This is a genomic window from Marinicauda pacifica (assembly GCF_004793635.1).
Classification (GTDB): domain Bacteria; phylum Pseudomonadota; class Alphaproteobacteria; order Caulobacterales; family Maricaulaceae; genus Marinicauda; species Marinicauda pacifica.
Genome location: NZ_SRXV01000002.1, coordinates 112259 through 127048 on the forward strand (window position 1 = coordinate 112259; position 14790 = coordinate 127048).

Below are 14790 nucleotides of genomic sequence, written 5' to 3' on the forward strand. Positions count from 1 at the left end.
GGATGACACGGAGTGGGAACCTCAATGAGCACAGATCCCCTGTCACCCGAACTCAAAAACCAAAACTGTCACCCCGGACGCCGCAGGCGCTCCGGGGCCTCGTGCGGGTGACAGGTGCGAGCCCGCATCCCTCACGAGGTCCTTGGCTCTCGCTTCACTCGCCCGGAATGACACCATGGGAAGGGTCACTCTGGGCACGACTCGGGGCCGGTCTTTTTCTCCCCCCACCACCAGTCCGGAAAGGTGTAGCCCTCTTCCGCCGCCCTGGCCGCATGCGACGCGGCAATGCGCTCGATGCGCCGCCCCAGAATCTCGCGATAGTCCTCTTCCTCCGGCTCCAAATAGTCGGGCGCCCCGGCCAGCATCCGGCAGACGACCAGCATGCGCTCGGCCAGGCGCATCAGCTCGGCGGCGTGTTTCAGCTCCCCCTCTTCCATCAGGGCGAGCGCCGCGCGCATGGCCCGCTCCCCGGCGGCGCGCGCCTCCAGCGGGTTCATCGCGGTGGCCGGCGCCGTCCCGTCCGCTCCGGCGGGGCCGCCAGGCTCCCCGGACTCACCGGTCCCGCCGTCATCGTCCTCCTGCCCCTCGTCCGGCTCGCCGGCCGGGGCGCAGCCGGCCCCGTCAGGCGACGCAGAGCCCCCCGCCGGCGCGGCGGCGTTCAGGCGCGCCTGGCGCGCGAACACCTCGCGCACCCGGGCCTGAGCCAGGTCCTGGCCCCGCCAGCCACCCTCGGCCGCCCAGCGATAGAGGGTGGAGACCGGCACCCCGACCTCGGCGGCAATCACATGCATTTCATGACCCGCCTCGCGCATCGCGCGCGCCGCAGCGATCAGGTCGAGGCGTTCATCCTCGGAGCGTAAATATCCCATGGCGGGAAGGATGGGGGTGTGAGGGCGGGGCGGGGATAAGGGGACGCTGTCATTTGCCTTCCCTGCGATGCGTGGCGACCGCGCCCAGTAGGCTGGCGCAAATAACGGGAGAAAGACGGTCCCAGGTCGACACGGGAGATTACGCCTGACGATATTCACACATTTTCCACCCTCGAGGTTGAGGATTCGGCATTCCAAGCGCTAAAAGTGTTTTCCTCTCGGGGTGGATCAATGGACTCTTATCTAGCTATCGCTCGCGCGGTACTCGCCGAAACGAGGAAGCCACTCTCTAGCGCGGAGATGCTTCGCGAAGCATATTTGCGCGATTTCGTGCCAGATCACCTTTATGGACAAACGCAGCATAAAACGCTGCAGGCCAGACTTTCAGAAGATATACTATTGCACAGACAGAACAGCGCATTTGTACGCACATCGCCTGGGCGATTCTTTTTAAGAATTCTCCAGAAAGATCCAAATATCCCACAGGAATATAAGTATGAATTTCCGGCACCTGTGCGAGCGGAACAGTTAAGCAATTTTCGCGTTCTTTGTGTAAAAAGGGAACAGCTAACTCACGGCGCATCGGAAATAAGAAAAGCGAGCGACATTTCTTCACTTCTATCAGAATCTAAGCATGTACATGCAAAGCACTTAGATATTGATCGCGACCTCGTTCAGGTATGCTCTTTAACCGTAATCTATAATTGCGGTCGGATTTTGTTGAATTCTTATCCGAGTAGCGCCTTTCTAGGGTTAGGTTCTGGAAAATCAGTAGGCTTGGTAACACGCGTTAAAGAGGACGACCTATCGCTATTCGATGGGACAGCCTACGGTGTTCGTGAGGCCGCACTTCGGTCCATCGCGGAGACCCTCAGCCCGCCTGAAAGCGTAATGCTCCGCCTTCAGGATCCCACCCAAACAAACCTGTGTGGTGCAATTTGGCTAAGCAACCGGCCAAGTTATCGATCCATGATTGCATTGATTGTCATGGTGAACTTTGGTAGCGAATATGATCCCTCGTTAAGGTTTGGCCCAGTAAGTGGGCTGAGATGGGTAGATAGCGAGCAATTAAATGCTGAATCGACCAACTATGAGCCTTGGTCAAATGAGCTAATTTATAAATCCAGCATACTAAAAAATCGGATTTTTTCTGGCCATGCGCAGAAAACTGAGCGAGGATGGGACGCTTGAAATACGGCTAATGTTGCAAGCGGGGAACGCATTCCAGCAACGCGCAGCATTGAAAAAGATCTGTGAGCTTTCCCAGGACGGCTACATTCTCCCGCGCCCTCAAGACCTCAGAGTATACGTTGTTTACCTTACGCGAAGCGACGAGTTTGAGGTGCGCCGTTGGGCGTTAAAAGCGCTTGTTGAGATCGGAAATCGCGAAGACCTTCCGCATATAAAAAGCCTTCTTTCTGATCTTGAGCCAGGGAGCGAGTTATTTAGCTGGGCAATGGCAGCCTTCCAGAAGATTGCGCGCCCCGACGAACGTGAAGAGGCGTTTACCTCAAAAATATTGCCCAAGGACCACTTGGCACTAATGGGATTCGCATTTGCGAACCCTCATGCGTCATTGCCTAGTGACTTACCGCGTGTCGACATCGATAGAGCAGATGAAGTGGCTTTGCGTTGGGCGTGTCTGTGCATGGCTACCCGGCGCGGCGGTGATGAGATTTTCAATCCAAAATTCAATCAAAAAAATCAACTTATTGCGCTCAATGGTCATCATGTTGGCGAAGTGGCGCAGTACTCGATTTACACGATGGGGCGCAGAGCGGATTTTAAGTTTCAAGATCTTGGGTTTGCGTTCGACGAAGTTGGGGCACGTGCTCCGGAAATCAGAAAGTGGACCTACTTTCTATTCGGATCCGATCTTGAAGCAGTAGAACGAAATTCTGACATTTTAAATCAGATTATATCAGACCCTAGCCCAAACGCCCGGTTAGGCCTTGCGAACGCACTTAAACCGGTCTGGTTCGATGGGTTGGACGCGTTCGTTGTTAATTGGTTGGATCGGGAAGACGATGAGTTTGTGCGGACCGCCATAATCGAACACATGGCCAGCTTCGCGGACGAGGCTAGGGCTTATGAAGAAAGGTGCTTAGCGCTTTATCGCGAAACAGAGGACAAAATCGTACGGGCGAAGATTAAGGTCGCAGCCCAAGGCGGGTCTTTTTATGGCAAGCTTATCCAGATTGATCATCGAGAAATGAACGGTGTTTCTGGGCTTCTTCCAGGAGTAATTCAGATGACTAAGCAAGAATTTCATGGCCAAACTAATATCGGCGTCAATGCTGGGAGAGATGCGAACACAGGTGATATTCACCAAGAGGTAGAAATATCGAGAGACATACTAAATGAGGTAAAATCTTTAAAGGGATTGGCTGAAAAAGAAGGCTCTCCAGAGGCCCTGACATTCAAGGCAGCATCAGAAGAACTAGAAAATAAAAAATCGTACTCAAACGCCAAGAAATTGGGAGAGGCGGCAAAAAAATGGCTTTCGGTAGCAGCGGATGGAACGACAGTAGCAATTGGGCTTAAATCCCTAATCGCCGGACTTTCGCTCGCTGGGCTGTTGTAATAAAAGCATCAAAAAATGGAAAATGTATCTTGCTCTATCCTTTGATGCATCATTCATCCAGCCTAAAATTGAGTTGCCGCCTCACTCCCCCAGCTTCTTCAACTCATCCCTCAGCCGCGCCGCTTCCTCGAACTCCAGGTTCGCCGCGGCTTCGCGCATACGCTTTTCCAGGTCGGCAATCGTGGCCTTCAGGTTGTTCGGCTCGAACTGGGCCTGATCCTCGGCCAGGGCGCGCTTGCGGTCCGCCGCGCGTTTGCCTCTTCCCTTGGCGGTCTTCTCCATTACGCCTTCCAGCACGTCGGAAATGCCGCGCACAATGGTCGTCGGCGTGATGCCGTGTTCCTCGTTATGGGCGATCTGCTTGGCGCGCCGGCGCTCGGTCTCCTTCATGGCGCGGTCCATGGAGCCGGTGATACGGTCGGCATAGAGGATGACGCGGCTGTCGGCATTGCGCGCGGCGCGCCCGATCGTCTGGATCAGGCTGGTCTCGCTCCTCAAAAAGCCTTCCTTGTCCGCGTCCAGAATGCCGACCAGGCCGCATTCGGGAATGTCCAGGCCCTCGCGTAACAGGTTGATGCCGACCAGCACGTCATAGACGCCCAGGCGCAGATCGCGGATCAGCTCGATGCGCTCCACCGTGTCGACGTCCGAATGCATGTAGCGGACCTTCAGGCCCTGCTCGTGCATGTATTCGGTCAGGTCTTCGGCCATGCGCTTGGTCAGCGTGGTGATCAGCGTGCGATAGCCGGCCTCGGCCGTTTTGCGCGCCTCCTCGATGATGTCGTCGACCTGGGAGTGGTTCTCGCCCTGCACGGGGCGAACCTCGACGGGGGGATCGACCAGGCCGGTCGGGCGGATCACCTGCTCGGTGAAGACGCCGCCGGTGCGCTCCATCTCCCACTTGCCGGGCGTCGCCGAGACGTGGAGCGTCTGCGGGCGCATCGCCTCCCATTCCTCGAATTTGAGGGGGCGGTTATCCATGCAGCTGGGCAGGCGGAAGCCGTGCTCGGCGAGCGTGCGTTTGCGGTTGAAGTCGCCTTTGAACATGGCGCCGAGCTGCGGGATGGTGACGTGGCTTTCGTCCACGAAGACCAGCGCGTTGTCGGGCAGGTATTCGAACATGGTGGGGGGCGGCTCGCCCGGCTTGCGCCCGGTCAGGTAGCGCGAGTAGTTCTCGATGCCGTTGCAGCTGCCCGTGGCTTCCAGCATCTCGATGTCGAACTCGGTGCGCTGCTGCAGGCGCTGGGCTTCGAGCAGCTTGCCGTTGGCTTCCATCCACTCCAGGCGCTGTTCCAGCTCCGCCTTGATCGACTTGATCGCGGTGTTCAGCGTCGGGCGCGGCGTGACATAGTGGGAGTTGGCGTAGACGCGCACCTTCTCCAGCGAGCCTGTGGGCTTACCGGTCAGGGCCTCGAACTCGGTAATCTCCTCGATCTCGTCGCCGAAGAAGGAGATGCGCCAGGCGAAATCGTCATAGTGGGCGGGGAAGATTTCCAGCGTGTCGCCGCGCACGCGGAAGGTGCCGCGGGTGAAGGCCTGGTCGTTGCGGGTGTATTGCAGCGCGACGAGCTTCTTCATCACGTCGCGCGGGTCCTCGCTGTCGCCGACCTTCAGGTCGAACACCATGGCGGTGTAGGTCTCCACCGAGCCGATGCCGTAAATGCAGCTGACGCTGGCCACGATGATGGTGTCGTCGCGCTCCAGGATGGCGCGCGTGGCGGCGTGGCGCATCCGGTCGATGGCCTCGTTGATGGAGGACTCTTTTTCTATGTAGGTGTCGGTGCGCGGCACATAGGCTTCGGGCTGGTAGTAGTCGTAGTAGGAGACGAAATATTCCACGGCGTTATGGGGGAAAAAGCTCTTGAATTCGCCGTAGAGCTGGGCCGCGAGCGTCTTGTTCGGCGCCAGGATCAGGGCGGGACGCTGTGTCTTTTCAATGATCTGCGCCATCGTGAACGTTTTGCCCGAGCCGGTGACCCCGAGCAGAACCTGGTCGCTTTCCTGCTGGGCGATCCCTTCCACCAGCTCCTTGATCGCCGCCGGCTGGTCGCCCGTCGGTTCATATTCGGAGACGATCTGGAAGGTTTTCCCCCCTTCCGATTTCTCCGGCCGGTCGGGCCTGTGCGGGGTCCAGTTGGCCGGCAGGCTCAGCGGGTCGGAGATTCCGCGCAGCGCTTCGGGGGCATTACCTTCGCGGATGAATTCGGCCTGGCCCATGTCGGCCATGCCTCCGAGCCCCTCGGCTTCGGTCTCTTCGGTCGCGGGCACGAGGGCGGAATCGTCGGTTTTCAACTTGGCCATGCACGTCAATATGGAGGGCCGCGCGCAGAATTTCGAGGCCTGTACCGCACCGCCGAAAGGAAGCTTTAACGCTGACCGGGGCAGTGTGGGCCGAACCCATTTTGCCGGCAGGTCCAGCCGGCGTGACCGGGCTACCGGGGCAGCATGTCGAACGCCAGCTTTGAACGGATCCGCATCCTCATCCTCGAGGACAATGCGCACATGTCGACCATCCTGCGGAAAATCCTGCAGGGCTTCGGCGTGCGTCAGGTGTTCGAGGCGCGCGACGCCGCCGACGCCTTCGAGGCGATGCGCAACTCCAACCCGGATCTCGCGCTGGTCGACTACATGCTGGGCGATGTCGACGGGCTGGAATTCACCCGCCTGGTGCGCACCGCGTCGGACAGCCCGAACAAATATCTCCCCATCATCATGGTGTCGGGTCACACTGACCGCTCGCGCATCATGGAAGCGATCAATGCCGGCGTGAACGAATACCTGGCCAAGCCGGTGCGTCCGGTGGACGTCTATAACCGCCTCGTCAGCCTGATAGAGAGGCCGCGCCGCTTCGTGAAAGCCACCGGCTATTTCGGCCCGGACCGCCGCCGGCGCCAGGATCCGCGCTATACCGGCCCGTGGCGCCGCTCGACCGACGAGGCCAATCAGGACCCGGCCGACAGCGTCGATTTCGGCTAAACTCGCGCGGCGGCCAGCAGCGTCTCGACCTCGTCTTCGGTCGTGCACCAGCTCGCCACGAAGCGCGCCGAGCCGTCCGGCCAGGCATAAAAGCCCGCTCCCGCCTCGCGCAGTCTCGCGATCACCGGTTCGGGCAGGTGGACAAACACTTCATTGCCCTCCACAGGGTGGGCCAGCGACGCGCCCTCCAGCGCCGACAGGCCCTCCGACAGGCGGCGCGCGTTCGCATTGGCCTTGCGCGCCAGCTCCAGCCACAGATCGTTGGCCAGCCAGCCTTCGAACTGCGCCGCCACGAAGCGCATCTTGGGCAGCATGTGCCCGGCCCGCTTCTGACGCGCCTTCAGCTCGCCCAGCCGGTCCTTCACGCTCGGAAACAGGATGACCGCCTCGGCCATCATCGCCCCGTTCTTCGTGGCGCCCAGGCACAGCGCATCGACACCGGCCTTCCAGCTCATCTCTGCCGGGCTGACATCCAGGGTGACGAGCGCATTGGCGAACCTGGCCCCGTCCATATGAACGAAAAGCCCGCGCTCGTGCGCCGCCAGCGCCAGCGCGCGCACATCGTTGACCGCATACGTGCAGCCGGCCTCGTTAAGCTGGGACAGGCTCAACACCGAAGGCGGGGTGCTGTGCACGAAATCGGCGGGCCATTCGGCCAGCGCCTTGTGCAAGCCATCCAGTCGCAGGCGCGCATGCTTGCCATGCAGGGGCAGCAGCTTGGCGCCGCGTGTGAAGAATTCCGGCGCGCCGCGCTCGTCGCGCTGGATATGGGCTTCCTCGTGACACAGGATCATCGAATCCGCCTGCGCCAGCGCGGACAGCGCCAGCGCGTTCGACGCCGTACCCGAGGTCGTGAACAGGACTTCGAGATCCGTCTCGAAGATTTCGCGCAACCGCTCGGTGACGCGTTCGCACACCTCGTCATTGCCATAGCTGGCCGCAAAGCCCTCATTGGCCTGGCCGAGGGCTTTCAGGATCGCTGGATGGGCAGGCGCGGTGGTGTCGGACAGGAAATTCATGGGACCAAAGGATGCCGAGCCCGCCAGTCAGGTCAATAACTCTATCCATCCGGGTCGTCGGGCATCGGAATGCCCTCATTGCCGAACGGATTGGATACGCCCAGATTGTCCCGGCTCCCGGCCTGCGTGTCGCGCCCCATCTGACGCTCCAGCGGCGATCGTTCGATCTCGCGGCGCCGCGCATCGGCCACACCCAGCATCAACGCCTCTATCCGCGACGGATTCGCGCCCAGCTGATTGAGCTGGAACGCCAGGCGGTCGAGATCGATCAGGAATTGCGGCGGCAATTCGCCCGGCCTCGACAAGCCATAGGCCGCCAGAGCGCCCTGCGCGGGATTGGGTTCGTCCGGGCAGCCGGCCGCCTGCAGCGTCGCCTCCGAACTCGACAGGCAAAGGCTTTCACGCACGGCCCCGCTGGTGTCGCCCTCCAGCGCCCGCACCAGGAAATCCTCCGGGTCGAGCGTCGGATCAACGCGCGCGAGTATGTCGGCAAAGCTGGGAGGTGCCTCGACCGGTCCGGGCGCCTGCGTCTCCCCGGGTTGCGTCGTGCGCACCGGTTGATTGGGACTGGCGGGCGCGCGGTCGGGACGTGCTGCCGGTATGCCTCCTGATGCGGCGGCAGCGGTTTCGCCCTCGCGCAGGCCCCGATTGCCGCTTCCCGGCGCGGTCAGGAGTTCAGTTGCAGCGTCGGCCTCCGACCGATCGCCGGTCACGGCCGTCTCTTCGCCGGCCTCCGGCGTGGCGGCGTCGAACGCATCCGGATCCGGTGCCGGCTCGGCATCCTCGGCCTCGGCGGAGGTCCGGGCAGGCGCGTCTTCAAGCCCGGGCTCGCCACCCGCCTCTCCCTCACCGGAGCCGTCGCCCTCCTGGCTGCCGATCTGGGGTTCGTTCAAGGGCGCATCGGTCTGCGCGTTGATGCCGGAGATGGTGTAGACCTGCCCGCGTGTCCCGCCAGCGCTGCGCGCGGCGGACCGGTCAGGCAATTGGTAGAGGGGAACAGCCAGGATCGATGCGAGCAGGACGCCATGCACAAGCACGGTGGCCACACCCGCCAGAGTGCGGCGTGCCATCCGGTCCTCGCTCAGGGCCGGCAGACGAAGCTTCGGTCTCATTGCCACGCCTATGACATGAGCGAGACCGGAAGCGGCTTCAATTGAAATTGTCGCTGGGCGCTGCGGCTCCTAGCCGGAGAACAGGCTGGACGAGCCGGCAGCGGTCTGGGCAAAGAGCGTGAAGCAGATCACGAAAGCGAGAACTGCGAAGCCAAGCGAGACCATTCCGTGCGACGAGGTCTGTCTTGCCGCGGCTGCCCGGGCGCGAGTGGGTTCGAACTTTGCCATGTCAGCGTCTCCTCATGCCGGAAAAATCCGGCCGGTCCATGAACCGTACCTGAACACACTCGGTTCCACGCGCGGCAGCTTGACGTCCGCATCGTGGCGCAAACGGGAAAAAAGAAGGCCATTTGGAGGCAGAACGTCCCTCTGTCGCGCTTGTGGACTCCCCGACGAAACGAGTAGGGTCCGCTCGTGCCTCTCCGGCCTTGCCCTCCTCTCACAGCGAGACGACCTCCATGACGCAAATCCCTGTTTCCGATGCCCTGTCGCGCGTAAAGCCCTCTGCCACCATCGCGGTGACCCAGAAGGCGCGAGACCTCAAGGCTCAGGGGATTGATATTATCGGGCTCGGTGCGGGTGAGCCCGATTTCGATACGCCCGACCACATCAAGGACGCGGCGATGGAGGCGATCCGATCCGGCAAGACGAAATACACGCCGGTGGACGGGATTCCGGAGCTGAAGCAGGCCATCGTCGACAAGTTCAAGTGCGATAACGCCCTGAGCTACACGCCTGCGCAGGTCAATGTCTCGCCCGGCGGCAAGCCGGTCATCTACAATGCGTTCGCGGCGACGCTGAATGCAGGCGACGAGGTCGTGATTCCCACACCTTACTGGGTCAGCTACCCCGAAATGGTCGCGCTGTGCGGCGCGACCCCGGTCTTTGCCGAGGCCAGCGTGGAGCAAGGTTTCAAGCTGAAGCCGGATGCGCTCGAGGCGGCACTGAGCGAGCGCACGCGCTGGGTCGTGCTCAACTCACCGTCCAATCCGACCGGCGCGGCTTACTCCCGCTCCGACCTGGAAGCGCTTGCCGACGTGCTGCGCCGCTATCCGGACGTGCTAATCCTGACCGACGATATGTATGAGCACCTCGTCTATGACGACTTCGAGTTCGTCACGATCGCCCAGGTCGCGCCCGATCTCTATGATCGCACATTGACGATGAACGGTGTCTCCAAAGCCTATGCGATGACCGGCTGGCGTATCGGCTACGCGGCCGGCCCCGAGGCGCTGATCAAGGCGATGGGCAAGGTCATGAGCCAGACCACCTCCAACCCGTGCTCGATCAGTCAGTGGGCGGCGGTGGCGGCTCTGAACGGCTCGCACGACTTCCTGGCGCCGCGCAATGCGAAGTTCAAGGCGCGCCGCGATGTCGTGATGAACGCGATCGGGACGTCACCGGGCCTCAAGGCGCCGATTCCCGAAGGCGCGTTTTACGTATTCGCCGACTGTGCCGGCCTCATCGGCAAGACGAGCGGAGACGGCAAGGTCCTCGAAACCGATCTCGATGTTTGCGATGCGCTCATTGCCGAAGCACGGATCGCCGTCGTGCCGGGCACGGCCTTCGGCGCAGCGCCCGGATTCCGCATCTCCTACGCCACCTCGGACGACCTGGTGAAGGACGCAAGCGAGCGACTTGTGGCGTTCTGCCGCGCTTGCACCTAGGGCATCGAAAACCTTTATAGGTTTTAGGGTTATTATCAGTTGGATCGATTGATCGCGCTGATGCATTGTAGATGGCAGATGAGTTAGCCTGCGCCTCGCGCAGGATCGAAAGGAGACGATCATGGATATCAATATGGGACTGTCGAAAGACCAGCGCGAAGAGATGGCCAAGGCCGTTGCCCGCCTGCTGGCAGACACCTACGCGCTCTATTTCAAGACGCATGCCTACCACTGGAATGTGACGGGTCCGCGCTTCCACGACCTGCACGCCATGTTCGAAGAGCAGTACACCGAGCTTTGGCAGGCGACCGACGACATCGCCGAACGCGTGCGCGCACTCGGCTACATGGCGCCGATTTCCTACGACGAAATGGCCAAGTCGGCCTCTATCACCTTCGACTCGTCCACGCCGGACGCGTCAACGATGGTGAAAAATCTTGTCGAAGGTCATGAGCAGGTCGTGCGGACTGCGCGCGAAGTCCTGACCCTGGCCGCCGAGCATGACGATGAGGCCACAGCCGACCTTGTCGCGCCCCGGGTCAGCTTCCACGAGAAGACCGCCTGGATGCTGCGCGCTACGGCAGGCTGAGCGTGAACTCATGCTGAGGCAAAGACCCCGCCGCGCGACCCGCGGCGGGGTCTTTTTTTATGGCCTGAAAAGAAAAGAGCCGGCCCCGCATCAGCGGTGGCCGGCCCAGTTTAGCATACCCTATCGGGGAGGAGACGGTATGCGCATTCAAACAACGGGGCGCTGAAGGGGAGGAGTGCGCCACGCCGTTGTTGGACGGGTATATGCAGGCGCGCTCCCAATTCTACAACAGACGAATAAGAAAGCCCGCTATGCATTTTTGCGGTGCTGCAACACTTCAGCCGCGCGTTTGACGCAAAGCTGTCACGATCGCGCGGTCACGCCGGCTTTTCGCCAAGTTGCGCCGCGAGCATCAGCAGATCGCGATTGTTGAGCACCGCCATCTGCTCGGTAGCGGTGAGCCAATCGCTCAGTTCGTCCAGATTCCGAGAGCGCCGGATCTTCTCGGCAGCCAGGATCTCGGCCTCGACGTATCGCCCAGGTGCGGGGTCGGTCAGTTGCGCGCAATGGAAGGCGAGCAGACCGCGATCGGCCACCAGCATCGGCAGGGAGTCAGCGCCGCCTGCATCGCGCCAGATGCCGAGCCGCTCCTGCATAGCGTCCATGACCGGTGCCCGCCGGGGCCGCTCCTCGGGGGTCCTCAGGATTGCCGCCGCGGACAGCCCCGAACCGATTGCGCGCATTCCGCTGATCCATGACAGGATTGGCGACAGAAGCAGGCCCGCAGTCACCGGAGAGGTCCACCAGAAAAGTCCCGGGCTGATGCCCAGCGTGACCGAAGCCAGAACGAGGCCGGTAATGAAATGCCAGGCATGGGCGCGCACTGCAGCCGTGAAGGCGATCGCCCCGCCATCGCGCCGCTGCGGACGCCAGCCAGAATCACGACCGAGGACGATGTCGAGGATGATATTGGCCTGCGCCAGCATCATTACCGGAGCATAGAGCGCGCTCATGAGCGTCTCGACCAGAACCGACGCGGTCAGCGCCACCGGGCCGCCGTAGCGCATCATGTGACGCGGCCTGACCAGGATCGAGAGCCAGCCCAGCACCTTGGGAACGAGCACGACTGCCATCGCGATGATGAAGAGCTGTACCGCGCGTTCGGAATCAAAGACCGGCCAGGTCGGGAACAGGCCCGGCTCCGCGAAATAATCCGGCTCGCTCAGTTCTGCCTGGACCGCCAGCACCAGGCCGGTGGCGATCAGCGCAAGCCAGACTAGCGCGCTGATATAGCTCATCATGCCCATGACGATATGGATGCGGCTGACCAGGCTGAGGCCTCTGGCGAACAGGAAGCGGGCGTGCTGCATATTGCCCTGGCACCACCGCCGGTCGCGGATGATCACGTCCGACAATGCCGGCGGGGCCTCCTCGTAGCTTTCGGTGAGATCCAATGCCAGCTCGACCCGCCAGCCGGCCCGGCGGATCAGGGCCGCCTCGATGAAATCATGGCTCATCACCGGTCCGCCAAACGGTGGCTTTCCGGTGAGGATGGGCAAGCGGGCTGCGGCTGCGAAGGCCTGCGTCCGGATGATCGCGTTGTGACCCCAGTAATTGGCCTCCCGCCCGTGCCAGACATTCAGCCCGGCGGCAAAGACCGGGCCGTAGCACCGGTTGGCGAATTGCTGCAGCCGGCCGAACAGGGTGCGGGCGCGCACGATCCGGGGGATTGTCTGGAGCAGGCCAAGCTGGGGGTCGGCCGCAATGCGCCGCGCCAGCGACATAACGGTACCCGAGCCCATCACCGAGTCGGCGTCAAGCACCAGCATGGCCTCGTACCCAGCGCCCCAGCGCTGAACCCAGTCGGCGATATTACCCGCCTTCTTCTCGGCATTGTCCGAGCGGCGCCGATAATAAACCGGACACCCCTCCGGCGCCTGGCTGATGAGACGCGAGAAGATCGCCTCTTCCTCCACCCAGGCCCCGGGGCGGTTGGTATCGGCGAGCAGGAAGACGGCGAAGCGGTCCGGGGCGTCGCGGGCAAGGTCACCGATCATGACCTCCAGCGCCACCGCGATGCGGGCGGGCTCCTCGTTATAGACCGGCAGCAGGATTGCCGTCTTGGCGACCGGGCCCTCCGCCTGCGTCCGGCGCGCGGCAAGCAACGCCGGAAAACCCAGCACGGCCTGAACGGCGGAGAAAGCGACCCAGCCAAAGCTGATCGTGAACAGGACCAGAAATGCCCACTGGGTCAGCGTCAGACCGCCCGCAACATTCATCACTGCATGGAGTTCATAAACGCCGTAAGCGGTCAGCGTGAAACTGGCCAGGAAAAGGACCGTGCGCGCCAGATAGAGTTCGATTCGACGCGGCAGCGCCCACCCCGGTGCGCGAGTGAACGCGTCATGCACGCGCCCGCGCGGCATCTCGAGCGGGTCTTCGGGTGGCAACGCACGCTTGCCCTCAGCCACGGGGCGTCCACCGGTAGAGCCAGGTTTCACCGATCGGGTCTTCACCCGCGAAGGGGCGCACGCGCAGTTCGACCGTCTGCGCATCGCGCGGTTCGAAGGTCAGATACACACGCAAGCCTCCGGTACGCGCATTCTCGGCCACCGTGTACTGCACAGGCAGATCGCGGCCCGCCGAGGCCTCGATGCGGACCTGGTCCGCCGCGATCCGGCGCGGATTGGCATAGTCGATGACCATTTGCGGCAACCCGCGGTCGAGCGTGCGTCCCACCGCGCTGCGCGTGACCTCGCCGAGACGCCCCGGCAGGCTGACCTGGTTTGGCCAGGACAGATCGTAGGCAAACTCGAAGGCCGCGTTGGCCGGCAGGCCCTCCCGCGGTCGCCAGTAGGCCACGATGTTATCATTGCCTTCGTGCGACGACGGAATCTCGACCAGCTGGACATGGCCATCGCCCCAGTCGCCGCGCGGCCTCACCCAGGCCGAGGGCCGGGTTTCGTACCGCGCTTCGAGATCCTGATAGGCGCCAAAATCACGCGTACGCTGGACCAGCCCGAAGCCGGACGGGCTGCGGTCGGAAAACGCGCTCATCTGGAGCGCACGCGGATTGGAGAGCGGGCGCCACAGCCGCTCGCCCCGCCCGGTCTCAATCGCCAGTCCGAGCGAATCGTGAACTGCCGGGCGGTAGTCGGGCTGAGCGGGGGGATCTATCGGCCCGTGCATATACATCGAGGTCAGGCAACCCAGCCCGACATGGGACAGACGCTCACGCGGGAACAGCGTGGCGGATATTTCCATCTGGGTCGTCGCCCCGGGATAGATCCCGAACCGGTACGCGCCGGTAACCCGGCGGCTGTCCAGCAGGCCGTGGACCACGATGGAGTCCACCCCGGCCGACGGGCGTTCGATCCAGAAGGTCCGGAAAATCGGGAATTCCTCGCCGGTTGGCTCGGCGGTATCGATGGCAAGCCCGCGCGCCGACAGCCCGTAATGCTGCCCGCGGCTGACCGCCCGGAAATAGCTCGCGCCCTGGAACACGACGAACTCGTCGGCGATCTCGGGACGGTTGAGCGGGAAGTGAAGCCGGAAGCCGGCGAGTTGTCCGACTCGCGAGAGCAGCTGAGCGACTTCCTCGGAGGGGGTCTCGAACGCGTCTGCATTGGCCGGAACCGGACGCGCCACCCCGTTTTCCACGATCTGGATATCCACGCCGTTCGCATAGACCGAGCCGGGGGCGAACATCTCGATAGAGAAGCGCGTCGGCGACCGGCCCCATACCGCTGCCTCACGCTTGTAGCGAATGGCGCGATAGGCATCATAACCCAGCGTGGAAAGCGCTTCAGGCATCGGGGCGGGCGGCACGTAGGCACGCGCAGCCAGCGCCCGCGCCAGCGCGACAACACCCTCTCTCGAGAAGCGCTCCCCCGTGCCCTGCAGGGCGAAGGCGGGCCCGGCAAGAAGGGCGCTCAGCCCCCCGGCCCCGGCAGCCAGAAGCGAACGGCGCGACACAGCGCCGGCGTCAGGTTTGGACGTCTCAGTCACGACTTTAGCTCAGCCTCCACTCCGGC

Annotated in this window: 12 protein-coding genes; 5 read left to right on the forward strand and 7 right to left on the reverse strand. The window is 62.4% G+C overall.

What is annotated here, in order from left to right:
* Positions 1–185: 185 nt before the first annotated feature.
* Positions 186–869, reverse strand: a complete 684-nt coding sequence (locus E5162_RS07035; protein ID WP_135944343.1) for a helix-turn-helix domain-containing protein — start codon at positions 867–869, stop codon at positions 186–188.
* Positions 870–1169: 300 nt separating this feature from the next.
* Between E5162_RS07035 and E5162_RS07040 the strand changes: the two genes are divergently transcribed.
* Positions 1170–2060: a hypothetical protein gene (locus tag E5162_RS07040; protein WP_233342057.1), complete on the forward strand. Its 891-nt coding sequence runs from the start codon at positions 1170–1172 to the stop codon at positions 2058–2060.
* The gene (locus tag E5162_RS07045; protein WP_135944346.1) at positions 2026–3453 is read left to right on the forward strand and encodes a hypothetical protein; all 1428 of its coding nucleotides are present in this window, start codon (positions 2026–2028) and stop codon (positions 3451–3453) included. The genes E5162_RS07040 and E5162_RS07045 overlap by 35 nt, the downstream gene beginning before the upstream one ends.
* 81 nt (positions 3454–3534) lie before the next feature.
* Here the strand turns inward: E5162_RS07045 and uvrB are convergent, their stop codons facing one another.
* Complete coding sequence (uvrB, locus tag E5162_RS07050; RefSeq protein WP_233342058.1) at positions 3535–5754, reverse strand: excinuclease ABC subunit UvrB; 2220 nt, start codon at positions 5752–5754, stop codon at positions 3535–3537.
* Positions 5755–5898: 144 nt separating this feature from the next.
* On the opposite strand from uvrB, the gene E5162_RS07055 reads away from it, so the two are divergent.
* Positions 5899–6429, forward strand: coding sequence for a response regulator (locus E5162_RS07055; RefSeq protein ID WP_135944348.1), 531 nt, complete (start codon positions 5899–5901; stop codon positions 6427–6429).
* Here E5162_RS07055 and E5162_RS07060 read toward each other — a convergent pair.
* From E5162_RS07060 to E5162_RS14750, 3 genes are all read right to left on the reverse strand, one after another.
* Complete coding sequence (locus E5162_RS07060; protein WP_135944349.1) at positions 6426–7448, reverse strand: threonine aldolase family protein; 1023 nt, start codon at positions 7446–7448, stop codon at positions 6426–6428. The genes E5162_RS07055 and E5162_RS07060 overlap by 4 nt on opposite strands.
* 41 nt (positions 7449–7489) lie before the next feature.
* Positions 7490–8560 (reverse strand): hypothetical protein, encoded by a 1071-nt coding sequence (locus tag E5162_RS07065; protein WP_135944351.1) that lies wholly within the window; start codon positions 8558–8560, stop codon positions 7490–7492.
* Between the two features lie 69 nt (positions 8561–8629).
* The gene (locus E5162_RS14750) at positions 8630–8788 is read right to left on the reverse strand and encodes a hypothetical protein (protein WP_158291227.1); all 159 of its coding nucleotides are present in this window, start codon (positions 8786–8788) and stop codon (positions 8630–8632) included.
* A gap of 230 nt (positions 8789–9018) precedes the next feature.
* Between E5162_RS14750 and E5162_RS07070 the strand changes: the two genes are divergently transcribed.
* Positions 9019–10227 (forward strand): pyridoxal phosphate-dependent aminotransferase, encoded by a 1209-nt coding sequence (locus E5162_RS07070; RefSeq protein ID WP_135944353.1) that lies wholly within the window; start codon positions 9019–9021, stop codon positions 10225–10227.
* Positions 10228–10348: 121 nt separating this feature from the next.
* On the forward strand, positions 10349–10816 hold the full coding sequence (locus tag E5162_RS07075; RefSeq protein ID WP_135944355.1) for a Dps family protein: 468 nt from the start codon (positions 10349–10351) through the stop codon (positions 10814–10816).
* 317 nt (positions 10817–11133) lie between these two features.
* Here the strand turns inward: E5162_RS07075 and mdoH are convergent, their stop codons facing one another.
* Together mdoH and E5162_RS07085 are read right to left on the reverse strand one after the other, a co-directional pair.
* The gene (gene mdoH / locus E5162_RS07080) at positions 11134–13227 is read right to left on the reverse strand and encodes a glucans biosynthesis glucosyltransferase MdoH (protein WP_206751071.1); all 2094 of its coding nucleotides are present in this window, start codon (positions 13225–13227) and stop codon (positions 11134–11136) included.
* On the reverse strand, positions 13220–14764 hold the full coding sequence (locus tag E5162_RS07085) for a glucan biosynthesis protein G (protein WP_206751072.1): 1545 nt from the start codon (positions 14762–14764) through the stop codon (positions 13220–13222). The genes mdoH and E5162_RS07085 overlap by 8 nt, the downstream gene beginning before the upstream one ends.
* Positions 14765–14790 lie beyond the last annotated feature (26 nt).

Coding starts and splice junctions, on each gene's coding strand:
- E5162_RS07035 (WP_135944343.1), bottom strand. CDS start 869: ATGGGATATTTACGCTCCGAGGATGAACGCCTCGACCTGATCGCTGCG.
- E5162_RS07040 (WP_233342057.1), top strand. CDS start 1,170: ATGCTTCGCGAAGCATATTTGCGCGATTTCGTGCCAGATCACCTTTAT.
- E5162_RS07045 (WP_135944346.1), top strand. CDS start 2,026: ATGCGCAGAAAACTGAGCGAGGATGGGACGCTTGAAATACGGCTAATG.
- uvrB (WP_233342058.1), bottom strand. CDS start 5,754: ATGGCCAAGTTGAAAACCGACGATTCCGCCCTCGTGCCCGCGACCGAA.
- E5162_RS07055 (WP_135944348.1), top strand. CDS start 5,899: ATGTCGAACGCCAGCTTTGAACGGATCCGCATCCTCATCCTCGAGGAC.
- E5162_RS07060 (WP_135944349.1), bottom strand. CDS start 7,448: ATGAATTTCCTGTCCGACACCACCGCGCCTGCCCATCCAGCGATCCTG.
- E5162_RS07065 (WP_135944351.1), bottom strand. CDS start 8,560: ATGAGACCGAAGCTTCGTCTGCCGGCCCTGAGCGAGGACCGGATGGCA.
- E5162_RS14750 (WP_158291227.1), bottom strand. CDS start 8,788: ATGGCAAAGTTCGAACCCACTCGCGCCCGGGCAGCCGCGGCAAGACAG.
- E5162_RS07070 (WP_135944353.1), top strand. CDS start 9,019: ATGACGCAAATCCCTGTTTCCGATGCCCTGTCGCGCGTAAAGCCCTCT.
- E5162_RS07075 (WP_135944355.1), top strand. CDS start 10,349: ATGGATATCAATATGGGACTGTCGAAAGACCAGCGCGAAGAGATGGCC.